This is a genomic window from Microvirga sp., from assembly GCF_014699075.1.
Classification (GTDB): domain Bacteria; phylum Pseudomonadota; class Alphaproteobacteria; order Rhizobiales; family Beijerinckiaceae; genus Microvirga.
Window position 1 is genome coordinate 277,851 of record NZ_JACXAB010000001.1, and the last position, 20,758, is coordinate 298,608.

Consider the following 20,758-nt stretch of genomic DNA (forward strand, 5'->3'; position numbering starts at 1 on the left):
GACATAAAAAACGCTCGGTTCTATAAAAAGGACACGCGCCGATTTGAAGCATGCAGATTGCGGGCGCGAAATAAGTGCAGCTAAAGCGCCGGGCGCCTCTCACGAAGCTCCCATGCGCCAAACATGGGACCAACACGATGAGCCTGACCCGCCGCCTTCTCCTCGCCGCCTCCGTCGCCACCAGCCTGACATTGCTCGCGAACGGCGCTATTGCGCAGCCTAAGGAAATCAAGATCGACTTCGCCACCTATAACCCGGTGAGCCTCGTTCTCAAGGACAAGGGCTTCCTCGAGAAGGAGCTGGAGAAGGATGGCATCAAGGTGCGCTGGGTGCAGTCGCTCGGCTCGAACAAAGCGCTTGAATTCCTCAATGCCGGCTCGATCGATTTCGGCTCCACGGCCGGTGCCGCGGCGCTCATCGGCAAGATCAACGGCAACCCGATCAAATCGATCTATGTCTATTCCCGCCCTGAATGGACGGCGCTCGTGACCCGCAAGGATACGGGCATCAGCAAGGTCGAAGACCTGAAGGGCAAGCGCGTGGCGGTGACCCGCGGCACCGATCCGCACATCTTCCTGGTACGCGCCCTGCAGGAGGCCAAGCTCACCGAGAAGGACGTGAAGCTCGTCCTGCTCCAGCATCCGGACGGACGCACGGCGCTTGAGCGCGGCGACGTGGATGCCTGGGCCGGTCTCGACCCGCTGATGGCAGCAGCCGAAGTGGAAACCGGCGCTCAGCTGTTCTACCGCAATGCCGGCGCCAACACCTGGGGCGTGCTCAACGTCTCGGAAGCTTTCGCCAAGGAGAACCCCGCTCTCGTGGAGCGCGTGCTCAAGGCCTATGAGGAAGCGCGCAAATATGCCCTGGCCAACAAGGACGAGCTGAAGAAGTCCCTGATCGCCTACACCAAGCTCGCAGAGCCGGTGATCGAGCGGCAGCTCGAGCGCACGGAGCTCACGCACTCCTCCATTGGTCAGCCTCAGGTCGACACCATCCTCGCCGCAGGACTCGCCCTGCAGCAGGCCGGCGTCATCACCCCGGAGACCAATGTGCGGGCCGCCGTCGACTCGCTAATCGACCGCCGCTTCGCCACCGCGTCGCGCTGATGATTTCATCACGGGAGAGCGCCGTGACAGGCCAAGCCACAAGCCAAGCCTGGTCCTCCCATGAGGGTGCCGCCGCTCTCGCGGCCCCAACCTCCACCGAGAAGCGACGCGCCTTCGACTGGCGCCTCCTTCTCGGCTTTTTCTTGCCTGTCGCCATTGCGCTTCTCTGGGAGGCTGCGGTCACCCTCGGCCTCGCGGAAGGCCGCCTCGTGCCGCCGCCGAGCCGCATCATCGCCATGCTCTGGGGGCTCGCGCAAACGGGCGAGCTGTGGACCCATGCCTGGATGACGCTGTGGCGCGTTCTCGTCGGCTTCGTCATCGGCGCCTTGTCCGGCATCGTGCTCGGCGCTCTCTCAGGCTCCAGCCAGACCCTTCGGCAATTGCTCGACCCGACCCTGCAGGCCCTGCGGGCCATTCCGTCCATCGCCTGGGTGCCGCTGTTCATTCTGTGGCTCGGCATCTTCGAGGCGTCGAAAGTGGCACTCATCGCGGTGGGCGTGTTCTTCCCGGTTTATCTCGGCATCGCGGGCGCGATCCTCTCCGTCGACCGCAAGCTCGTGGAAGTCGGACACGTGTTCCGCCTCTCGCGCGTCCAGCTTGCCCGCCGCATCCTGCTGCCGGCCGTTCTGCCGGAAGCCGTGATCGCGCTGCGCTCAGGCCTCGGACTCGGCTTCATGTTCGTGGTCGCAGCCGAGTTCATGGGCGCATCGGAAGGCCTCGGCTATCTGCTCGTCGACGGACAGCAGATGGGCAAGCCCGACCAGATCCTCGCAGCCATCATCGCCTTCGCGCTGCTCGGCAAGACGGCCGACAGCCTGCTGGTTGCCGCCACCAAGCCGCTTGTGCGCTGGCAGGACACGGTGCGGGAGAGGTTGTAATGATTGCCACCTGCTTCCCGCTGTCATTCCGGGGCGGCCATAGGCCGAGCCCGGAATCCATAAACGCTGACGCTGCAGAAGAAAGCGCAGCAGGACCCACTGCACCTAATCCTTTGATGTCGTGGTTATGGATTCCGGGCTCCGCTGCGCGGCCCCGGAATGACAGTGCTTATATCGTTCGGGCAGAACATCTGCATAGAAGAGGCCCTTCATGCTGAGCTTCGAGCACCTCGCCAAGACATACGCCGACGGCACGCGCGCGCTCTCCGATATCAATCTCACCGTGCACGAAGGCGAGATCGTCGCGCTGATCGGCGGCTCGGGCTGCGGCAAGACCACGTTGCTGCGCCTCATCGCCGGCCTCGACCGGGAAAGCGCCGGCCGCATCCGCCTCGACGGCGAAGTGCTGTCCGGTCCGCACCCTGCCGTCGGGATCGTGTTCCAGGAGCCACGCCTGCTGCCGTGGCTGTCGGTTGCCGACAACATCGCCTTCGGCCTTGATGGATTTAGCACAGCCGAGAAGAAAGCGCGCGTGACGCATGCGCTCGAAAAAGTCGGTCTCGTCGAGCACGCCGGCCGCTGGCCGCGTGATCTTTCAGGTGGCCAGCAGCAGCGCGTGTCGATCGCCCGTGCCTTCGTGACCAACCCGAAGGTGCTGCTCCTCGACGAGCCTTTCTCGGCCCTCGATGCCTTCACCCGCGCGAGCCTGCACGAGCATCTGCTCGGCCTGTGGGAGGAAACGCGCCCGACCGTAGTGCTCGTCACGCATGACGTGCAGGAGGCGGTCACGCTGGCCGACCGCGCCATCGTCATGCAGCCCAAGCCCGGCCGCATCTTCGACGAACTGCCGCTCACGCTTGCGCGTCCGCGCGACAGGACGGGGCTTCCCTTCGAGACTTCCGTGCGCCGCGTCTTGACGGCCCTCGACCATTCCCTCAAAGCTCCTCAACAGCAGCCCCAGCGCGAACGCGACCGTCAGGCCGCCGCGTTGTGGTGGTAACACAGCTCAAGGACACCATCATGGATGTGACCGCCCTCCGCGCTCTCCAGGCGCCGTTGAAGGATCAGTACCGCAGCGACCCGAACTCCGCCGTCATCACCTTGAAGGCGCAAGGCACCCTCGACGACCAGCACATCGCCTGCAAGGTCGAGACCGGTCGCGCGCTCGCGGTTGCGGGCCTCCACCCGGCCACCGGGGGCTCCGGCGCGGAGCTGTGCTCCGGCGACATGCTGCTGGAGGCGCTCGTGGCCTGCGCGGGCGTGACGCTGAAAGCCGTGGCGACCGCGCTTGAAATCGACCTGCGCCACGGCGCCGTGAAGGCGGAAGGCGATCTCGATTTCCGCGGCACGCTCGGCGTCGACAAGGCCGCGCCCGTGGGCTTCAAGAACATCCGCCTCTCCTTCGAGGTCGACACGGATGCGCCGCAGGAGAAGATCGACCAACTGCTCAAGCTCACCGAGCGTTATTGCGTGGTGTTCCAGAGCCTCAACAACAAACCCGAGTTGAGCGCGACGCTGACGCGCAAATAAGCTTTCCACTCCCACTGCCCTCATCCTGAGGAGGTCGCGCAGCGGCCGTCTCGAAGGAGGCTCCAGTGCTCTCTGGATGATCCTTCGAGACGCAGCCTCACGGCTGCTCCTCAGGATGAGGTTGAGTCTTTTGAAATAGTGTCAGTTCCCCGCCACCAGCGTCCGCGGCGCGCCGCTGATCGCAACGGCAGTGCCGTTCCTGATCTCCTGCACGGTGAGCGCACGGGCATTGGTGCCGTCAGGGTTGAAACGGAACACGCCGTCGGCGCCGGCAAAGCCCGCCGGATTGGTCAGCATCGCGTCACTGAACGCTTGAGCGCCCTGCATGCGCGCGAGCGCCGCCGCCAGGGTGACGGCGTCGTAGGAGAGCGTCGCAAGGCGGATCGGGTCGGCGTTGAAGCGTGCCCGGTAGCGCTCGGCGAAGGCCTCGAAGCCGCGATTGTCGGGTGCAGCGAACCAGCCGCCCTGCAGGGCGGGCAGTGCAAAGATGCGGGGCTCGTTCCAAACGCCGGTACCGAGCGGCTTCACCCGTGCGGGATCGAAGCCCGCCATCTGCAGCGCCTGAGCAACCGCCGGCAGGCCGTCACCGTTATCGGGAATGAACAGAGCATCCGCCTGCGGAGCGGCTCCGCCGATCACACGGGACAGGCGCTGCACACCCACCTGCGGCTGACCGGCTGGGTAATATTCGAGCGCGGCGATGCGCAGACCCTGCCGGGCCGCAGCCTGCTGCAGCCGCGCCTCGGCCACCCGGCCGTACTGCGTTTCCGGGATCAGAGCCGCGATGGAACGGCGGCCTTGGGCAGCCGCAAAGGCGACGATGCGGTCGACCTCCTCCTGCACAAGGAAGCTCAGAAGATAGACGCCACGGGTGGCGACGCTCGCATCCGACGAGAAGCCGATGACGGATTTGCCCCGCTCGCGCGCCACCTGGGCGGCGGCCTGGACGGAGCCCGAAAAGACCGGGCCGATGATGAGTTCGGCCCCTTCCGCGAGCGCCTGCTGCGCGGCGGTTCGCGCGCCCTCGGGCGTGCCGCTGTCGTCCTTCACGAGGAGCGTGATGTCCTGACCTTGAAATTCGCTCACCGCCATCTCGGCGGCATTGCGCATGCTCTGGGCTACGCCGCTTCCCTGGCCGGCAGCGCTCATGGGCAGGATCAAGGCGACTTTGACGGGGCCGGTGCCGATGGTGGTGGAGCCGAGAGGCTGCCCCGCCGCAAGAGCCTGCATCGGGAGAGCGGGCGGCGTCACCCCGGCCGCATAGGACGGCTCGACGGGAGCAGCCTGAGGCCGGCTGACCTTGCGGGATGACACACGGCTCTCTGTGCCCATACACCCTGCTAGGCCCAGTGACGCGGCCAGGACAAAAGCCCAGGCCACACGACCCGGAAAGCTCCGAGCCCGACCACACGACACGTGTGCCATCTCCACCCCCTTTGGAAACAGCCCTTGTTATTGGAACGTACCGTGGCACAGAAAAGTAAACATTGTTTCTCACAGACCATGCGAAGGCCTGACAACCCGGCTTTCGCGAAGGCGCCCCTTCATGCGAGAGTGCCGATCCCATGACTCAGAGAATCGACAATCGAACGAAGCGGCGCGAGCCCAATGAGCGGATCGCCACCTTCACCGCCTTCGGCCTCGCGGCCGAGGCCAAGCCCCTCTCGCCCGGCCTCTATGTGGTCGCGACCCCCATCGGCAACCTGCAGGACGTGTCCTTCCGCGCGCTCAGCGTGCTGGCGGCAGCGGACGCTGTCCTGGCCGAGGACACGCGGGTGACGAAGACCCTGCTCGCGCACTACGGCATCACCACCCCGCTGGTGGCCTATCATGAGCATTCCAACGAGGCCGTGCGCGAACGCATGGTCCACCGCATCCGCGAGGGACAGGCGCTCGCCCTGGTTTCCGATGCCGGTACGCCATTGGTGTCGGATCCCGGCTACAAGCTCGTGCAGGCAGCCATCGAGGAGGGGCTTCCGGTCACCCCAATCCCCGGCCCGTCCGCCGTGCTCACCGCGCTCGTGGCCTCGGGTCTGCCCACGGACCGGTTCTTCTTCGAGGGCTTCCTGCCCTCGAAGAGCGGCGCGCGCCGCACGAGGCTGGCCGAGATCGGCACCATTCCCGGCACGCTCATGCTCTTCGAGGGTCCGCACCGCCTGCCCGAGATGCTGGCGGACGCCGCCGAGGTGCTGGGCGAGCGGCAGGCCGTGGTGGCGCGCGAACTCACCAAGATGTTCGAGACGATCCGGCGCGGCACACTCCCGGAGCTTGCCCGGCAATTCGCCGAGGAAGGCCCGCCCAAGGGCGAGATCGTGGTGCTGATCGGCGAAGCCACCAAGGCCATGCATGCGGCGGAAGCCGATGCGGCCCTCGACGAAAAACTCGAAGCGGCCTTGAAGAACCACTCGATCAAGGACGCGGCGGCCCTCGTTGCCGCGGAACTCGATCTGCCCAAGCGGGAGATCTATGCCCGCGCCCTGGTGCTCGCCAAGAAGAGCGAATGAAGAGCGCGCTCGATCGTCGCCAAGCAACCTTTCTGCGCGGCCACCGCGCGGAATGGATCGCACTGCTGTTCCTGATCTCAAAGGGCTATCGACCCCTCGCGCGCCGCTATGCAGCATCCGGCGGCGAGATCGACCTCATCGTCATGCGCGGCGACACTATCGCGTTCGTCGAGGTGAAGGCGCGTGCACTCATGGACGATGCGCTCTCCGCCATCACGGGGCGCAAGCGCCAGCGCTTTTCGCGCGCGGTGCGGGCATGGCTGTCACGGAATGAATGGGCGGCGGACAAGACGTGGCGCGCAGATGCCGTGTTCATCGCGCCAAAGAAATGGCCGCAGCACATCGTGAGCGCGTTCGAGTTGGAGATGCAGTAAACAATACCAGCTCTATCACTGTCTTTCCGGGGCGGCCGGAGGACGAGCCCGGAATCCATAAACACGACGCATCAAGCAAGGGCGACCAGCGTCGCGCCTCTTCCTGCATTGTCACCGGTTATGGATTTCCACGCCTATGGCGCGGCCCTTCGGGTCGGGCTCCGCTGCGCGGCCCCGGAATGACAGCGGAGACGAAGTGAGAACCTACGTGATGGCCTTCTTCGGCGCGAACACCGTCACGGCCGAAGGGCGGATCGAGAAGTGGGCCGGGGTCTGCGTGACGATCTCGCCATCGGCGTTGACGGGCTTGGGCTTGCGCGTGCGGATGTCGAATTCCTTGGCGCGCACCGCCCGCACCTCGTTCCAGGCGCCATGCCGGCCGTGCCGGAACGAACGGGCCATGAGGGCGAGCTTCCAGGCGCGATCAAGCTCGAGGCTGTAGAGATCGAGGTGGTGGTCGTCGATGGTGGCATCCTGCTCGACCGCATTGCCGCCGCCATAGAAGCGGCCATTGCCCACGGCGACCTGGAGCGTGCGCACGCGCGCCGCCTCGTTCTCGCTGTAGATCGTCGCCCGGAACGGCTTTGCGTGCATCAGAACGTTCAGGGCCACCATGGCGTAGCCGAGTCGTCCCCAGCGGCGCTTAATGTCGCGCGTCAGCTGCTGGGCGAGTTCCGCCGAGAGCCCGATGCTCGCCACGTTGAAAAAGGGCTCGCCATTGACGATGCCGAGATCGATCTTGCGGGTGTGGCCGTCGGCGATCACCTGGGCGGCAGCGTCGAGGTCTGTGGGGATTTCGAGGGTGCGGGCGAGGTCGTTGGCTGTGCCCAGCGGCAGGATGCCGAGCGGCAGGCCTGTCTCGATCACCCCGAAGGCTGCTGCGTTGAGCGTGCCGTCTCCCCCGCCGACCACGGCGCAATCCACATCTTTCGCATGCTTGACGATGAGGGGCGACAGGTCCTCCCGGCGGCCGCAATCCACGTGAACCGGCTCGATTCCATGGTCCTTCAGACGCTCGACGGCCATGTCGCGCTGGGCGGCACCGCTGCGGCTCTTGGCATTGACGATCAGAAGGGCACGGCGGGGCATAGACTCTCACATGGAAAAGCTTGAAGCGACCGGCAAGGGGCGGTCCCCAAGCGGGGCCGTTGGATAACCCGCATCCCCGGCTTTCGTTCAGGCCATGCGGGATGAACGGTTGCCATACCACAGTTTAGGCCCAATAACCCTGCTTCCCAGGAGGCCCGACTCATGACCCTCACCGTTGCGTTCCAGATGGATCACATCCGCAGCCTCAAGATTGCGGGTGATACCGGCTTCGCGCTGCTGCTCGAAGCCCAACGGCGGGGTCACCGGGTTCTGCATTACACGCCCGACCGCCTGTCCCTGCGTGACGGTGCCGTGATCGCCATGGCCGAGACCGTCGAAGCCCGCGACGTGGAGGGCGACCACTTCACCCTTGGAACGCCCGAGCGGGTCGATCTCTCCACCGTCGATGCGGTGCTCATGCGCCAGGACCCACCCTTTGACCTCGCCTACATCACCGCCACCCATTTCCTGGAGCGCATCCACCCCAAGACCGTGGTGGTCAACGATCCGACCCATGTGCGCAATGCGCCGGAAAAGATCTTCGTCACCCACTTCCCGCACCTGATGCCGCCGACGCTGATTTCCCGCGACAAACAGGAGATCGAGGAGTTTCGCCGCGAGCATGGCGACGTGGTGATGAAGCCGCTCTACGGCCACGGGGGTGCCAGCGTGTTCAAGGTCGGGCGGGAGGATCCCAATTTCGGCTCGCTCTATGACCTCTTCGCCAACCTGTTCCGCGAGCCGTGGGTGATCCAGCGCTTCCTGCCCAAGATCACGGAAGGCGACAAGCGGATCATCCTCATCGACGGCGAGGCAGCAGGTGCCATCAATCGGGTGCCGGCGGCCAACGACATCCGGTCCAACATGGTGCGCGGCGGGGCGGCAAAGCCCACGGATCTGACGCCCCGCGAGCGCGAGATCTGCGAGACCATCGGCCCCGATCTCAAGCGCATGGGCCTGATCCTCGTGGGCATCGACGTGATCGACGGCAATCTCACCGAAATCAACGTGACGGCCCCCACCGGCATCCGCGCCATCAAGCGCCTCGGCGGGCCGGATCTCGCGGTGACGGTGTGGGATGTGATCGAGTCGAAGGTGAAGCGGTAACCGAGGCGTCATCCCGGACGCCGCAGGCGATCCGGGATCGCAGGACCGGTGATCTCTGGAACCTCAACATTGTCATCCCCGCGAAGGCGGGGATCCATAACCACGACGTTTTCAAAGAGGTCGATCAGCGTTGCGCGTTCTTGCGCACCGTCAGCGTTTATGGATTCCGGGCTCGCCTGCGGCGCCCCGGAATGACAGTGGGTTCTCAAGCCGCCAGCTCCGCAATGACCGCATTGAGCACCGGGAAACCCTTCGGCGTCACCGCGAGGCGTGCACCATCCACCTGGATCAGGCCTTCCTCTCTGAGGATCCGCACGCCGCGTTGATTGAGCGTCTTGCCCGTGAACGCCTCGAAGCGGCGCGGGTCGACGCCTTCCTTGAGGCGAAGACCCATGAGCAGGAACTCGTCCCCCTCGGCCTCGGAGGTCAGAACCTCCTCGTCGATGACGCCATGGCCCTCGCGCTCGACCCGTTCCAGCCAGGTCTCAGGATGCTTCTCCGTCGCGGTGGCGAGCCGCGCGTTGCCTGTCACCAGACGCCCATGGGCGCCGGGGCCGATGCCGGCATATTCGCCGTAGCGCCAGTAGAGCAGGTTGTGCTGCGATTCCGCGCCGGGCCTCGCATGGTTCGAGATCTCGTAGGCCGGAAGACCGTGCTTCTCGCAGGTTTCCTGCGTGATGTCGTAGAGCGCGCGGCCGGTCTCCTCGTCCGGCACCGTGATTTTTCCCGCATCGTAGAGGCGCTGAAACCAGGTGCCCGGCTCGATGGTGAGCTGATAGAGCGACAGGTGCTCGACGGCATGGCTGATCGCCTGCTCCAGCTCCGCGCCCCAGCTCTCTGGCGTCTGGCCCGGACGGGCATAGATCAGGTCGAAGGAGTAGCGCTCGAAGATGGAGGCGGCGATCTTCACCGCACCGAGCGCCTCGTCGACGGAATGCATGCGTCCCAAGCGCTTGAGATCGGGATCGTTGAGCGCCTGCACGCCGAGCGACACCCGGTTGATTCCGGCACCGCGATAGCCGCGGAAGCGCTCGGCCTCGACGCTGGTGGGATTGGCCTCCAGCGTGACCTCAGCCTTCGGGTCGATGCCCCAGGCGCCGCCGATGGCATCGAGAATGGCACCTACGGTCTGCGGCTTCATCAGGGAGGGCGTGCCGCCGCCGAAGAATACGCTCGTGACGGTGCGCCCCGGAATGCGCGCCGCCGTGTGGGCGATCTCGCGCTTGAACGCCGCCAGAAACCGCTCCTGATCCACCGGCTGGTGGCGGACATGGCTGTTGAAGTCGCAATAGGGGCACTTGGAGGCGCAGAAGGGCCAATGGACATAAACGCCAAAGCCCACGTCGCGCGTCGGGTGATCGATCATGGGGCGTATATGGCAGGTCGGAGGCCGAACGTCACGGGTGCAGGTGTCGCGTTGTTTGATCCAGGCGCGCAGTCATCCCGGACGCCGCAGGGAATCCGGGATCGTCAGACGAGAATGGCGCTGATTCACTTCTCCCAGTGGGAGAGGTCGCGCTTTCAGGCGCGGGTGAGGGGTTAGCGTCCTTTCCGGACAGGCCTGTAACCCCTCCCCCCAACCCTCTCCCACCCGGGAGAGGGAGACCCGCGCCTCATCCTGCACGCGATCCCGGCTCTCGCTTTGCTCGACCGGGATGACGCCCTTCGCTATGTCCCGAGACAAACTTTTCTGAACCTCTTCACCCACAATGATGTTCACTCTATGAGCCGTTCCATCCTGGCTTCCGCCATGCGGCAAGCCTAAGATGGCCGGCAGAGAGTTAGGAACCCATCATGCGGCATTGGCGCGGTCCGTTCGACCGGCAGGGCTATCATCACGGCAATCTGAAGGAGGCGCTGATCGAGGCGGCGCAGCGCTTCATTGCCGAGCGGGGCATTGGCGGGTTCACGCTGGCCGATGCGGCCAAGCTCGTAGGCGTCACACCGGCAGCGCTCTACCGGCATTTCCGGGGCCGGGATGCCCTGGTGGCCGAGGTGGCCTTCCGCGGCTACGACGAACTCGCGAAGCGGCTTGGCCGGGCGCTGCAGAGCGACGGCACGGCGCTGGAACGCTTCACCCGCATGGGCGAGGCCTATCTCGCCTTCGCCGAGCAGGAGCCCGGCTTCTATACGGCCATGTTCTCGGCGAAGACCACCGAAGGCGAGACCTCCTGCGGCCCCTTCTGGGCCAAGGCTGTGGAAAGCGGGGGCAAGCCCGCTGGCAACGCGTTCGATTTCCTGGTCAAGGCTCTCGCCGACACCTTCCCGGAAGGCTTTCAGACCGTCGACGCCCGGTTCATCGCCATCGAGGTCTGGGCGCTCTCCCATGGCATCGCCACCCTTGACGCCGCCGGCCAGTTGCCGAGGGGGCCGGGCCTGCCGGATAAGTACGAACTCCTGCGGGCCGGTGTGCTTGCCCTCGTCCACGGCGCCCTCAAGGGCAAAGCCTAAGCGCCCAGTCGATTTTTCCAAGATCGATCTCTTGAAAGCGCCCAAATCGATCCGCATGTTAATGTTGTTAGCATTAACATAGGAACCCTTTCGATGTCAGATTCTGCCTCCGCCGCCTGGAACGCGGGCCCGCACGCGGGGCCGTGGGATAATCGGACCACCCGCCGCCATGGGCGCAAGCCCGGTCGCGGTCTGGAGATCGCCGGCATCATTCTGGGCTTCATCTTCGTCTGGCCGCTCGCGCTGGCCTATCTGGTGTGGAAAATGTGTGAATATCCGAAATACGACGAGGCCAAGTCCTTCCTCCGCGACACCTTCGGCCGGGCGCGCGATGATCTCGCGTCCCGCGGTGCAGCCGGCTTTGGGGGCTTTGCCAGCACCGGCAACGCGGCCTTCGACGATTACCGCCGCAGCGAGATCGAGCGCCTCGAGGAAGAGCGCCGCAAGCTCGACGAGGAGGCCCGTGACTTCCGCAACTTCGTCGAGGAGCTGAAGCGGGCCAAGGACCGCGAGGAGTTCGACGCCTACATGGCCAGGCGCCGCGGCAACGGCCCGACCAACGTCTAAAGCGGCTTAATCAGCAGCGAGAGCGCCCTTCGGGGCGCTCTTTCTTTTCAGGGGTCGCTTGCGAGGATGACCGCGCTCGCTTTCTCGACACACTCGGAAAGGCTCAACAGAGAAGTGTCGAGAACGAGATCGCTGAAGGGACGGGCATGATACCCCTCGTCATACATTTCGACGATGCGGATCTTCTCTTCAGATGAGAGCCCGCTGCCCCCGGTTGGTCAACGCAACCTCAACCGACGGCGCCAGCGTCAGAACCAGAAACCGAGCCCTACGCCTATCCGTGGCCGCTTTCAGCCTTTCATGGTCAGCGTCGTCCAAAGGATAGGCCACAACAAGGTAGCGCCCCTGCCTCGTCGCAATCTCCCTTTCAATACGGCGAAGGGCAGCCTCGATACGGACGTTCAGAGGGGCGTCATCCGGGGCTTCATGATCGTCACCGTCGATGAAAGAGGCTCTGGGGAGAGAATCGGTCAAAGCCCGACCAAGGGTGGACTTGCCGCTGTTGATAGGTCCATTGATGTGGATCACCGTCAGCACGGCTGGCTACTCTCCGGAAAGCCTGATCAAGACCTGTCCAAGCACCCGGCGGCCAGCTTCACGAAAGCGCGCGCGCGGTGGGAGAGGCCCGAGGGCTGCGGCTTCGACCAGTCGATGCCGTGCTTCTCCTCCGACGAAATCTCCCCGAAGGTCTCGGAGAAGCCGTCCGGCTGGAACATGGGGTCGTACCCAAAACCTTTGTCGCCGCGCGGCGGCCAGACCACTTGGCCGAAGATGCGGCCCTCGAACAGCTCCTCATGTCCATCGGGCCAGGCGATGACCAGGGCCGAGACGAAGTGCGCACGCCGGTCCGTCGCGTCACGCTTCTTCAGCTCGCCTATCACCCGCTCCATAGCGGCGTAGAAGTCCCTGTTCGGACCGGCCCAGTCGGCCGTGAACAGCCCCGGCGCGCCGTCGAGCGCATCCACACACAGGCCTGAATCGTCGGAGAGCGCCGGCAGGCCCGTGGCCCTGGCGGCCGCATGGGCCTTGATGGCGGCGTTCTCGGCGAACATGTGCCCCGTCTCGTCGGGCACCGGCAGGCCGAGTTCTCCCGCCGACACGGCCTCGATGCCGAAAGGCGCGAGCAGCTCCTGCATCTCGCGCAGCTTGCCCGCATTGTGGGTGGCAATGACGACCTTGCCGGTCAGGGAGCGATGCAGGCTCATGCCACCGCCTTCTTCTGCAGGTCCACGAGTTGCGCCACGCCGGCCTTGGCAAGGCGCAGGAGGTGCAGGAACTCCTCCTCGGAGAAGGGCTTGCCCTCGGCCGTGCCCTGCACCTCGACGATGCCGCCGGAGCCCGTGATCACGAAATTGGAATCCGTCTCGGCGACCGAGTCCTCGGCGTAATCGAGGTCCAGCACCGGCGTGCCCTTGTAGATGCCGCAGGAGATGGCGGCGACGGGCTCGCGCAGGGGGTTGATCGAGATGATGGAGCGGCTCTGCATCCAGGCGAAGCAATCGTGCAGGGCCACCCAGGCGCCGGTGATGGACGCGGTGCGGGTTCCGCCATCGGCCTGGATCACGTCGCAATCGACCACGATCTGCCGCTCGCCCATGGCCGGCAGGTTGACCACGGCGCGCAAGGAGCGGCCGATGAGGCGCTGGATCTCCTGCGTGCGGCCGGAGGGCTTGCCGGAATTGACCTCGCGCCGGGTGCGCTCATGGGTGGCGCGGGGCAGCATGGAATATTCCGCCGTCACCCAGCCCTTGCCCGTGCCGCGCAGCCACGGCGGCCCCTTCTCCTCCAGCGAGGCGGTGCAGATGACCTTCGTGTTGCCGAAGGAGACGAGGCAGGAGCCCTCCGCATAGCGCGCGACGCCGCGCTCCAGGGTGACGGGGCGCAATTCGTCGGGGGCACGGTTGGACGGGCGCATGGCGGGATTCTCCTTCAGATCTCGTGATTCACGCCTGTTTGAGCCCCCCGGGCACTTTGCGCAAGGGTCAAGCCTTGCCTAATAGGCCCTGGACCCGCACATAATGCTTCATTGCAGCGTCGAGTTGTTGAGAGCGTAGAACCCATCGGATGCACGCCACCGGGCCCTTCTCCCATCTGTCGGAAGCCCGCGCCATCGCGGAGCTGAACGACCGTTCCCGCGAGATCTTCCGCCAGATCGTCGAGAGTTACCTGATCACGGGCGAGCCCGTGGGCTCGCGCCACCTGTCGCGTATCCTGCCGATGACCCTCTCGCCGGCCTCGATCCGCAATGTCATGGCGGATCTGGAGACCGCGGGCCTGATCTTCGCCCCCCATACCAGCGCTGGGCGCCTGCCCACGGAGACGGGCCTGCGCTTCTTCGTCGATGCCATGATGGAGATCGGCGACGTCACCTCCGACGAGCGGGCGCGGATCGAGGCGCAGATGAGGGCGGCCGCCTCCGGCCACACCATGGAAACGGCGCTGGCCGAAGCCTCGGCGCTTCTCTCCGGCGTCTCGCGCGGCGCCGGCGTGGTGGTGACCTCCAAGTCCAACACGCGGCTCAAGCACATCGAGTTCGTGCGCCTCGACCCAGCCCGCGCCCTGGTGGTCTTGGTCTCCGAGGACGGCTCGGTGGAAAACCGCCTTCTCGACCTGCCCGCAGGCCTTCCGGCCGGGGCCCTCGTGGAGGCCGGCAATTTTCTCAACGCCCGCATCCAGGGCAAGACGCTCGGCGACATCAAGCAGGAGATCCAGGCGCGCCGCGGCGACATGGAGCGCGAGCTCGATGTGCTCACCGCCCGGCTGGTGGAGGCGGGTCTCGCCACCACGGTGGGACCGGCGGAATCCCGCCAGCTCATCGTGCGCGGCCAAGCCAACCTCCTGGACGACCTGAAGGCGGCGGAAGACCTGGATCGCATCCGCCTGCTGTTCTCGGACCTCGAGACCCAGACCGACGTGATCGACTTGCTGAGCCGCGCCGAGGGTGGCGAAGGGGTGCGCATCTTCATCGGCTCGGAGAACAAGCTGTTCTCGCTTTCCGGCTCCTCGATGATCGCCGCCCCGTTCCGGGACGGCAGCCAGAAGATCGTCGGCGTTCTCGGCGTCATCGGCCCGACGCGGCTCAACTACGCCCGCATCGTCCCGATGGTGGACTACACCGCCAAGGTGATCTCGCGCATCTTGGAGAAGGGCCGTTAGGATCCACAGTTCCGGCCCTCCAGGCTGACCACTCGCCGCGTGATCGCCTCCCTTACGAAATCGTAATCCTCCCGCAATGCGGCAGGCATCCGGCAAAGCTTAAGGTTGATCCTGCTTCGGATTGAACCCTTCGCCGCCCGTGACACAACGGAGAACCAGCATGACGTCAGACCGGCCGTTTCAGGAGCAGACGGGTGCCACGCAGCCCTTCGATCTGAGCCAGATCAAGGAAGCCGTGCGGGAGTTGCGCGCCTTGAGCCCCAGAAGCGCTTTGGCCGATCTGGTCGAGGAAAAGATCCGGACAATGGAGAGCCGCCATCCTGTGCCGCCTCTCCCGCTGTCGATCAAACCGACGCGATGGACCGGTCACCCTTGAGTTTTCCTCGTCTGCTCGATTGAACCGGTCACGGTTTCGGCGGCAGCGGATCGGGCACCTTGTTCTTCACGGGAGGGACTTGGCGGAGGTAGGCGAACACGGCTTTCAGATCGTCATCGGTCATGTTTCCGTAGGCTGGCCATGGCATCGGCGGCAGGATCGGCCGGCCCTGGCCCTGGTGGCGCCCCGTGCGCATGGTCTGGATGAACTGCTGCTCGGTGAAATCCCTCAGCACACCTGTTTCCGGATCGGACGTGAGATTGGCGGAGAAACTGACGCCCCAGGTTCCAGACCAACCGGTCGAGGTTGGATTCATGGCGCCGCTCCAGGGTGGTGAGAGAGTGGCCGGTGCGGAGATCGTCACATCCTGCGGGTGGCCCGACAAGGCCCGCTTCATGTCAGGCTCGGGACCGGCAGAGCCCATCATCCAAGGCGTATGGCAATCGTGGCAACCGGCAATGGAGACCAGGTACTCACCGCGCTTCACCTGGGCGCCAGCGCTGTCCTGAGAAGACACGGTGCTTGGCATCAGCAAGGCAGTCGTCAACATCAACGGTAGGGCGCGGTGCATGGTCATCTCCCTTCTGCGTTTGCGTGCGCTTGCTGGACGGAAGCACCTTTCTCTTCGATCCAGCGGTAAAGCAGGCGCACGGCTTCATTATCGATCATCTCGGTTCCGAGCGGCGGCATCTGCAAGGCGGGGGAGCGGGATGAGACCCGCTGCATCAATGCACTGCGGCCGGGATGCCCCGGCTCAACGCGAAGCACGGCGTCCGGCGACTGCCCGGGAGCAGGCTTCTTGACGGCCTGCCCGACGGTGCTCGTGCTGGCCGGCTCACCTGCGTTCATGACGCTGTGGCGCAGAAAGAGCGCGATGTTCTGCAACGAGCCACGCTCGTTGTGGCAATGACCGCAATTGCCATGCATGTAGCCGAGAGCCGCACGCTCCGTTTCGTTCACGCCGGCGATCCGCGGCGGCACATCGAGCACGGCCTTGGGCAGGCCGACGAGCAGACCTCTATCGACAAGATATCTGAGATCCACATGCGGCTCGGGCTGAAGTTCGGCATGGGGCGCACCGGCATCCCGCTCCGACGACAGCTGAAGCGTCCCGAAGCCGAGAACCTCTGACGGCCCTCCCTGATGGCAGGCCTTGCAGTCTGTCACGCCCGGTATCGTGTGCGAGCGCCCGCCTGCGAGCGGATACGCGCCGCGCTTGCCGCGGGCCGAGACCAGCTGCGCCTCGCGGCCATCGGGGCTCCAGGCATAGGCGGCGTAGAGCCATTGGCCGTCAGCCCGGCGTTCGAGATAGCGCGTCTCGACCCGCTGGCCGTTGAAGGAGAATTCTTTCCAGAAGCGCGTGCCGACCGGGAAGATCCAGGCTTCCGGATCGGACCCGTCGATGGCGGTGCCCGGCGGCAGGGAGATCCAGCGGCGCTTGGTGGCGCCATCGCTCCACAGCGGGTATTGCGGCGCGAACGCGAGGTGCGCGGGATCGACCTGCAAGGTGACAGGATCGGCGTAGAGGCCGGTTTCGGGAAGCGTCGATGGCGGGATCGCCGTCGCAGGCTGCGGGATCGCCGGAACATTCGGGATCGAAGCGAAGAGCAGGATCAGCACCGCACCGACGGCGACCGGCCAGTAACCCTGACGAGACTGCAACAGCTTCGTGGTGGCAAGCACCTTGGCCATGCATGTCTTCCCTTGCTTTCAGGATGAAAGCATACCGATGGATACACCTGTTTTCCTTGCGTCGCGGTGATCCTACGCACCTGCGCACCACTCCCCTAAAACTCTTCCGGGGTGGCCCTTCGGACGGCTCCCGTCCCAAAAGGGATCGGGTGTTGGCGCTCAATGAGCGTGAGGATTCCTGCTATCACCGCCTCCGGTGCTTGGTTGCTTCGGCCGAGTACGGGCGACGGGGCAGGATTTCGAGCCGATCCGCCCACATGCGCCGTGAACATGCCCTGATCCCAGGACCGCCGGTTGCGCCGCAGGATTAAGCTGATATGGAGGGGCATGGTTCACCACAGCACCCTTGCGACGATCTCAGGGATGACCCCGCCGTAGCGCGGCGCGTTGGGCGCATCGCCGCCCTGAACCTGCTTCCATTTCCTTCGTCGCCACGGCCGCTCCTGCCCCACAGCAGGGCTTTTGCCCGTAGCGCATCATGCCCTCGCCAGCAGGGCTCACGAGACTTTTGACATGACCCATCTCTCCCGCCTCAAGGCCGAGTGGTTTCCCAACGTGCCCCGCGATCTTCTTGCCGGCACCGTGGTGGCCCTCGCCCTGATCCCGGAGGCCATCGCCTTCTCGATCATCGCCGGCGTTGACCCGAAGGTCGGCCTCTATGCCTCCTTCTGCATCGCCGTCGTCACCGCCGTCGCGGGCGGACGCCCGGGCATGATTTCCGCCGCCACGGGCGCCATGGCGCTCGTCATGGTCACCCTGGTGAAGGAGCACGGACTGCAATATCTGCTCGCCGCCACGCTTCTCACGGGGGCGCTGCAGATCGTGGCAGGCCTGCTTCGCCTCGGCGACCTCATGCGTTTCGTCTCCCGCTCCGTGGTGACGGGCTTCGTCAACGCGCTCGCCATCCTGATCTTCATGGCGCAGTTGCCCGAGTTCGTCGGTCAGGGCCCGCTCATGTACGGCATGGTCGCGGTGGGCCTTGCAATCATCTACTTCCTGCCGCTGGTCACGAAGGCCGTTCCCTCCGCCCTCGTCACCATCGTCCTGCTGACGGCGGTTTCGATTTACTTCGGGTTCGACCTGCGCACGGTGGGCGACATGGGCCAGTTGCCGAGCGACCTGCCAGCCTTCGCCCTGCCTGACGTGCCACTCAATTTGAAGACGCTTCAGATCATCCTGCCCTACTCGCTCACGCTCGCCATGGTGGGCCTGCTCGAATCCCTCATGACGGCCGCCATCGTGGACGAGATGACGGATACGGACAGCTCCAAGAACCGGGAATGCGGCGGACAGGGCCTCGCCAACATCGTGGCCGGCCTGTTCGGCGGCATGGCGGGCTGCGCCATGATCGGTCAGTCGGTGATCAACGTCTCGTCCGGCGGGCGCGGGCGGCTCTCGACCCTCTGGGCCGGCGCCTTCCTGCTCTTCCTCATCCTCGTCCTCGACGACTGGGTGCGGCAGATCCCCATGGCCGCCCTGGTCGCGGTGATGATCATGGTGTCGATCAACACCTTCCAGTGGGGGTCGCTCCTGGCCATGCGCCTCCACCCCAAAAGCTCCAGCATCGTCATGGTGGCGACCGTCGCCGTGGTGGTCTTCACCCATGACCTCGCCAAGGGCGTGCTGGTGGGCGTGATCCTGAGCGGTATCTTCTTCGCCCGGAAGGTCGCCAAGTTCTTCACCGTTGCCTCGGAGCGCGAAGGCGACGTGCGGACCTACCGGGTCAACGGCGAGATCTTCTTTGCCACGGCCGAGGCCTTCCACAGCGCCTTTGACTTCCGTGAGGAAGACTTGGAAAAGGTGGTGATCGACGTGACGGCCTCCCATTTCTGGGACATTACCGGCATCAACGCCCTGGACCGGGTGGTATTGAAGTTCCGCCATCACGACATCCCGGTGGAGATCGTGAGCCTCAACGAGGCGAGCGCCACCCTGGTCGAGAAGCTGGGCACCCATCAGAAGGAGGGGTCCAGCCTCGCGGCAGGCCACTAAGGCGCCCGAAACCCTGGAAAGCCCCCACGCGACACCGCCTTCCCTTGGCATAAGGGGGCCGGGCTGCTATTGCCCGGCCAACAGGGTTTCACACCCGCCAGAGTTTACTGATGACCGCTCGCACTTTCGACAATATCCGCAACTTCTCCATCGTGGCCCATATCGACCACGGCAAGTCCACGCTCGCCGACCGCCTGATCCAGACCACCGGGGCGCTGACTGCCCGCGAGATGACGGAGCAGGTGCTCGACAACATGGATATCGAGCGCGAGCGCGGCATCACCATCAAGGCGCAGACCGTGCGCCTGGAATACAAGGCGCAGGACGGCAAGACCTATATCCTGAACCTCATGGACACACCCGGCCACGTGGACTTCGCCTACGAGGTCTCGCGCTCGCTCGCCGCCTGCGAGGGCTCGCTCTTGGTGGTCGACGCCTCCCAGGGCGTGGAGGCGCAGACGCTCGCCAACGTCTACCAGGCCATCGACGCCAACCACGAGATCGTCCCGGTTCTCAACAAGATCGACCTGCCCGCCGCCGATCCGGACCGGATCAAGGAGCAGATCGAGGAGGTGATCGGCATCGACGCCTCGGACGCCGTGCCGATCTCGGCCAAGACCGGCCTCAACATCGAGGGCGTGCTGGAGGCCATCGTCACCAAGCTGCCGCCACCGAAGGGCGACCCTGACGCGCCGCTGAAGGCTCTCCTGGTCGATTCCTGGTATGACGCCTATCTCGGCGTGGTCGTGCTCGTGCGCATCATCGACGGGTCCATGAGGAAGGGCTCGACCATCAAGATGATGGGCACCAACGCTTCCTACAGCCTCGACCGCGTCGGCGTGTTCAACCCGAAGATGACCGAGCTGGCGCAGCTCGGCCCCGGCGAGGTCGGCTTCTTCACCGCCTCGATCAAGGAAGTGGCCGATACCCGTGTCGGCGATACCATCACGGACGAGCGCAAGCCCACGGCCCAGGCGCTTCCGGGCTTCAAGCCCGTGCAGCCGGTGGTGTTCTGCGGCCTCTTCCCGGTGGACGCCGCCGAGTTCGAGAACCTGCGCGCCGCCATGGGGAAACTCCGCCTCAATGACGCGAGCTTCTCCTACGAGATGGAAACCTCCGCAGCGCTCGGTTTCGGCTTCCGCTGCGGCTTCCTCGGGCTGCTGCACCTCGAGATCATCCAAGAGCGTCTGGAGCGCGAGTTCAACCTCGACCTCATCTCCACCGCGCCTTCCGTCGTCTATCACCTGAAGCTGCGCGACGGCTCCACCATCGAACTGCACAACCCGGCCGACATGCCGGACGTGATGAAGATCGAAACCATCGAGGAGCCGTGGATCCGCGCCACGATCCTCACGCCTGACGATTACCTCGGCTCCGTGCTCAAGCTGTGCCAGGAGCGGCGCGGCGTCCAGATCGACCTGAACTACGTCGGCAAGCGCGCCATGGTGGTCTATGACCTGCCGCTCAACGAGGTCGTGTTCGACTTCTACGACCGCCTGAAGTCGATCTCGAAGGGTTACGCCTCGTTCGACTACCATATCTCCGACTACCGCGAGGGCGACCTCGTGAAGATGTCGGTTCTGGTCAATGCCGAGCCTGTCGATGCGCTCTCCATGCTGGTCCACCGCGACCGCGCGGAAGGCCGCGGCCGCGCCATGTGCGAGAAGCTGAAGGAACTGATTCCGCCGCACATGTTCCAGATCCCGGTGCAGGCGGCGATCGGCGGCAAGATCATCGCCCGCGAGACCATCCGGGCGCTGCGCAAGGACGTGACCGCCAAATGCTACGGCGGCGACGCCTCGCGCAAGCGCAAGCTGCTCGACAAGCAGAAGGAAGGCAAGAAGCGGATGCGCCAGTTCGGTAAGGTCGATATCCCGCAGGAAGCTTTCATCGCCGCGCTGAAGATGGATACGTGAGCCGCCCTCTGCCCCATCGT

The 20,758-nt window shown here is 65.1% G+C and carries 21 protein-coding genes; 13 read left to right on the plus strand and 8 right to left on the minus strand.

Going from position 1 to position 20,758, the window contains the following annotated elements; genetic code table 11:
* Nucleotides 1-137 precede the first annotated feature (137 nt).
* The 4 genes from IC232_RS01450 to IC232_RS01465 all read left to right on the plus strand — a co-directional run bounded on the left by IC232_RS01450 (nucleotide 138) and on the right by IC232_RS01465 (nucleotide 3,514).
* Entirely contained in the window at nucleotides 138-1,106 is a 969-nt protein-coding gene (locus IC232_RS01450) for an aliphatic sulfonate ABC transporter substrate-binding protein (protein ID WP_190843105.1), read from the plus strand.
* A gap of 23 nt (nucleotides 1,107-1,129) precedes the next feature.
* On the plus strand, nucleotides 1,130-1,984 hold the full coding sequence (locus tag IC232_RS01455) for an ABC transporter permease (protein WP_190843106.1): 855 nt from the start codon (nucleotides 1,130-1,132) through the stop codon (nucleotides 1,982-1,984).
* Between the two features lie 211 nt (nucleotides 1,985-2,195).
* Nucleotides 2,196-2,984 (plus strand): ABC transporter ATP-binding protein, encoded by a 789-nt coding sequence (locus IC232_RS01460; protein WP_190843107.1) that lies wholly within the window; start codon nucleotides 2,196-2,198, stop codon nucleotides 2,982-2,984.
* A 20-nt stretch (nucleotides 2,985-3,004) separates the two neighbouring features.
* Nucleotides 3,005-3,514: an OsmC family protein gene (locus IC232_RS01465; RefSeq protein WP_190843108.1), complete on the plus strand. Its 510-nt coding sequence runs from the start codon at nucleotides 3,005-3,007 to the stop codon at nucleotides 3,512-3,514.
* A 141-nt stretch (nucleotides 3,515-3,655) separates the two neighbouring features.
* Here IC232_RS01465 and IC232_RS01470 read toward each other — a convergent pair whose 3' ends face one another.
* Nucleotides 3,656-4,939 (minus strand): penicillin-binding protein activator, encoded by a 1,284-nt coding sequence (locus tag IC232_RS01470; protein ID WP_246811991.1) that lies wholly within the window; start codon nucleotides 4,937-4,939, stop codon nucleotides 3,656-3,658.
* 140 nt (nucleotides 4,940-5,079) lie between these two features.
* Between IC232_RS01470 and rsmI the strand changes: the two genes are divergently transcribed.
* On the plus strand, nucleotides 5,080-6,018 hold the full coding sequence (gene rsmI, locus IC232_RS01475) for a 16S rRNA (cytidine(1402)-2'-O)-methyltransferase (RefSeq protein ID WP_190843110.1): 939 nt from the start codon (nucleotides 5,080-5,082) through the stop codon (nucleotides 6,016-6,018).
* On the plus strand, nucleotides 6,015-6,392 hold the full coding sequence (locus IC232_RS01480) for a YraN family protein (RefSeq protein WP_190843111.1): 378 nt from the start codon (nucleotides 6,015-6,017) through the stop codon (nucleotides 6,390-6,392). Before rsmI ends, IC232_RS01480 begins: the two co-directional genes overlap by 4 nt.
* Before the next feature lie 204 nt (nucleotides 6,393-6,596).
* On the opposite strand, the gene IC232_RS01485 is transcribed toward IC232_RS01480, so the two are convergent.
* Nucleotides 6,597-7,481, minus strand: coding sequence for a lipid kinase (locus tag IC232_RS01485; RefSeq protein WP_190843112.1), 885 nt, complete (start codon nucleotides 7,479-7,481; stop codon nucleotides 6,597-6,599).
* A 162-nt stretch (nucleotides 7,482-7,643) separates the two neighbouring features.
* Between IC232_RS01485 and gshB the strand changes: the two genes are divergently transcribed.
* Entirely contained in the window at nucleotides 7,644-8,588 is a 945-nt protein-coding gene (gene gshB, locus IC232_RS01490; protein WP_190843113.1) for a glutathione synthase, read from the plus strand.
* A 205-nt stretch (nucleotides 8,589-8,793) separates the two neighbouring features.
* Here the strand turns inward: gshB and hemW are convergent, their stop codons facing one another.
* Nucleotides 8,794-9,954 carry a radical SAM family heme chaperone HemW gene (gene hemW / locus IC232_RS01495; protein WP_190843114.1) on the minus strand — a complete coding sequence of 387 codons (1,161 nt, stop codon included), beginning with the start codon at nucleotides 9,952-9,954 and terminating at the stop codon, nucleotides 8,794-8,796.
* A 428-nt stretch (nucleotides 9,955-10,382) separates the two neighbouring features.
* Here hemW and IC232_RS01500 point away from each other — a divergent pair, with 428 nt between their 5' ends.
* Both IC232_RS01500 and IC232_RS01505 read left to right on the plus strand, forming a co-directional pair.
* On the plus strand, nucleotides 10,383-11,039 hold the full coding sequence (locus tag IC232_RS01500; protein WP_190843115.1) for a TetR/AcrR family transcriptional regulator: 657 nt from the start codon (nucleotides 10,383-10,385) through the stop codon (nucleotides 11,037-11,039).
* 93 nt (nucleotides 11,040-11,132) lie between these two features.
* Nucleotides 11,133-11,606 (plus strand): DUF2852 domain-containing protein, encoded by a 474-nt coding sequence (locus IC232_RS01505; RefSeq protein WP_190843116.1) that lies wholly within the window; start codon nucleotides 11,133-11,135, stop codon nucleotides 11,604-11,606.
* A gap of 189 nt (nucleotides 11,607-11,795) precedes the next feature.
* Here IC232_RS01505 and IC232_RS01510 read toward each other — a convergent pair whose 3' ends face one another.
* Genes IC232_RS01510 through rph form a run of 3 tightly spaced genes read right to left on the minus strand, consistent with a single transcriptional unit; the run spans nucleotide 11,796 to nucleotide 13,521 of the window.
* Nucleotides 11,796-12,143 (minus strand): hypothetical protein, encoded by a 348-nt coding sequence (locus IC232_RS01510; RefSeq protein WP_210335182.1) that lies wholly within the window; start codon nucleotides 12,141-12,143, stop codon nucleotides 11,796-11,798.
* 26 nt (nucleotides 12,144-12,169) lie between these two features.
* Nucleotides 12,170-12,811 carry an RdgB/HAM1 family non-canonical purine NTP pyrophosphatase gene (gene rdgB / locus IC232_RS01515; RefSeq protein WP_190843117.1) on the minus strand — a complete coding sequence of 214 codons (642 nt, stop codon included), beginning with the start codon at nucleotides 12,809-12,811 and terminating at the stop codon, nucleotides 12,170-12,172.
* Nucleotides 12,808-13,521, minus strand: a complete 714-nt coding sequence (rph, locus tag IC232_RS01520; RefSeq protein WP_190843118.1) for a ribonuclease PH — start codon at nucleotides 13,519-13,521, stop codon at nucleotides 12,808-12,810. Before rph ends, rdgB begins: the two co-directional genes overlap by 4 nt.
* A gap of 149 nt (nucleotides 13,522-13,670) precedes the next feature.
* Here rph and hrcA point away from each other — a divergent pair, with 149 nt between their 5' ends.
* Entirely contained in the window at nucleotides 13,671-14,762 is a 1,092-nt protein-coding gene (hrcA, locus tag IC232_RS01525) for a heat-inducible transcriptional repressor HrcA (protein ID WP_190843119.1), read from the plus strand.
* 160 nt (nucleotides 14,763-14,922) lie between these two features.
* Nucleotides 14,923-15,138 (plus strand): hypothetical protein, encoded by a 216-nt coding sequence (locus IC232_RS01530; RefSeq protein ID WP_190843120.1) that lies wholly within the window; start codon nucleotides 14,923-14,925, stop codon nucleotides 15,136-15,138.
* A gap of 28 nt (nucleotides 15,139-15,166) precedes the next feature.
* Here IC232_RS01530 and IC232_RS01535 read toward each other — a convergent pair whose 3' ends face one another.
* Both IC232_RS01535 and IC232_RS01540 read right to left on the minus strand, forming a co-directional pair.
* Complete coding sequence (locus tag IC232_RS01535) at nucleotides 15,167-15,709, minus strand: c-type cytochrome (RefSeq protein ID WP_190843121.1); 543 nt, start codon at nucleotides 15,707-15,709, stop codon at nucleotides 15,167-15,169.
* A 2-nt stretch (nucleotides 15,710-15,711) separates the two neighbouring features.
* Entirely contained in the window at nucleotides 15,712-16,830 is a 1,119-nt protein-coding gene (locus IC232_RS01540; RefSeq protein WP_190843122.1) for a hypothetical protein, read from the minus strand.
* 513 nt (nucleotides 16,831-17,343) lie between these two features.
* Between IC232_RS01540 and IC232_RS01545 the strand changes: the two genes are divergently transcribed.
* Together IC232_RS01545 and lepA are read left to right on the plus strand one after the other, a co-directional pair.
* The gene (locus IC232_RS01545; protein WP_190843123.1) at nucleotides 17,344-18,822 is read left to right on the plus strand and encodes a SulP family inorganic anion transporter; all 1,479 of its coding nucleotides are present in this window, start codon (nucleotides 17,344-17,346) and stop codon (nucleotides 18,820-18,822) included.
* A gap of 110 nt (nucleotides 18,823-18,932) precedes the next feature.
* The gene (lepA, locus tag IC232_RS01550) at nucleotides 18,933-20,738 is read left to right on the plus strand and encodes a translation elongation factor 4 (protein ID WP_190843124.1); all 1,806 of its coding nucleotides are present in this window, start codon (nucleotides 18,933-18,935) and stop codon (nucleotides 20,736-20,738) included.
* The last annotated feature ends 20 nt before the right edge of the window (nucleotides 20,739-20,758 follow it).

Coding starts and splice junctions, on each gene's coding strand:
- IC232_RS01500 (WP_190843115.1), top strand. CDS start 10,383: ATGCGGCATTGGCGCGGTCCGTTCGACCGGCAGGGCTATCATCACGGC.
- IC232_RS01530 (WP_190843120.1), top strand. CDS start 14,923: ATGACGTCAGACCGGCCGTTTCAGGAGCAGACGGGTGCCACGCAGCCC.
- IC232_RS01505 (WP_190843116.1), top strand. CDS start 11,133: ATGTCAGATTCTGCCTCCGCCGCCTGGAACGCGGGCCCGCACGCGGGG.
- IC232_RS01545 (WP_190843123.1), top strand. CDS start 17,344: ATGACCCATCTCTCCCGCCTCAAGGCCGAGTGGTTTCCCAACGTGCCC.
- hrcA (WP_190843119.1), top strand. CDS start 13,671: ATGCACGCCACCGGGCCCTTCTCCCATCTGTCGGAAGCCCGCGCCATC.
- rph (WP_190843118.1), bottom strand. CDS start 13,521: ATGCGCCCGTCCAACCGTGCCCCCGACGAATTGCGCCCCGTCACCCTG.
- IC232_RS01480 (WP_190843111.1), top strand. CDS start 6,015: ATGAAGAGCGCGCTCGATCGTCGCCAAGCAACCTTTCTGCGCGGCCAC.
- hemW (WP_190843114.1), bottom strand. CDS start 9,954: ATGATCGATCACCCGACGCGCGACGTGGGCTTTGGCGTTTATGTCCAT.
- gshB (WP_190843113.1), top strand. CDS start 7,644: ATGACCCTCACCGTTGCGTTCCAGATGGATCACATCCGCAGCCTCAAG.
- IC232_RS01535 (WP_190843121.1), bottom strand. CDS start 15,709: ATGCACCGCGCCCTACCGTTGATGTTGACGACTGCCTTGCTGATGCCA.
- IC232_RS01465 (WP_190843108.1), top strand. CDS start 3,005: ATGGATGTGACCGCCCTCCGCGCTCTCCAGGCGCCGTTGAAGGATCAG.
- lepA (WP_190843124.1), top strand. CDS start 18,933: ATGACCGCTCGCACTTTCGACAATATCCGCAACTTCTCCATCGTGGCC.
- IC232_RS01460 (WP_190843107.1), top strand. CDS start 2,196: ATGCTGAGCTTCGAGCACCTCGCCAAGACATACGCCGACGGCACGCGC.
- IC232_RS01450 (WP_190843105.1), top strand. CDS start 138: ATGAGCCTGACCCGCCGCCTTCTCCTCGCCGCCTCCGTCGCCACCAGC.
- IC232_RS01485 (WP_190843112.1), bottom strand. CDS start 7,481: ATGCCCCGCCGTGCCCTTCTGATCGTCAATGCCAAGAGCCGCAGCGGT.
- rdgB (WP_190843117.1), bottom strand. CDS start 12,811: ATGAGCCTGCATCGCTCCCTGACCGGCAAGGTCGTCATTGCCACCCAC.
- IC232_RS01470 (WP_246811991.1), bottom strand. CDS start 4,939: ATGGCACACGTGTCGTGTGGTCGGGCTCGGAGCTTTCCGGGTCGTGTG.
- IC232_RS01540 (WP_190843122.1), bottom strand. CDS start 16,830: ATGGCCAAGGTGCTTGCCACCACGAAGCTGTTGCAGTCTCGTCAGGGT.
- rsmI (WP_190843110.1), top strand. CDS start 5,080: ATGACTCAGAGAATCGACAATCGAACGAAGCGGCGCGAGCCCAATGAG.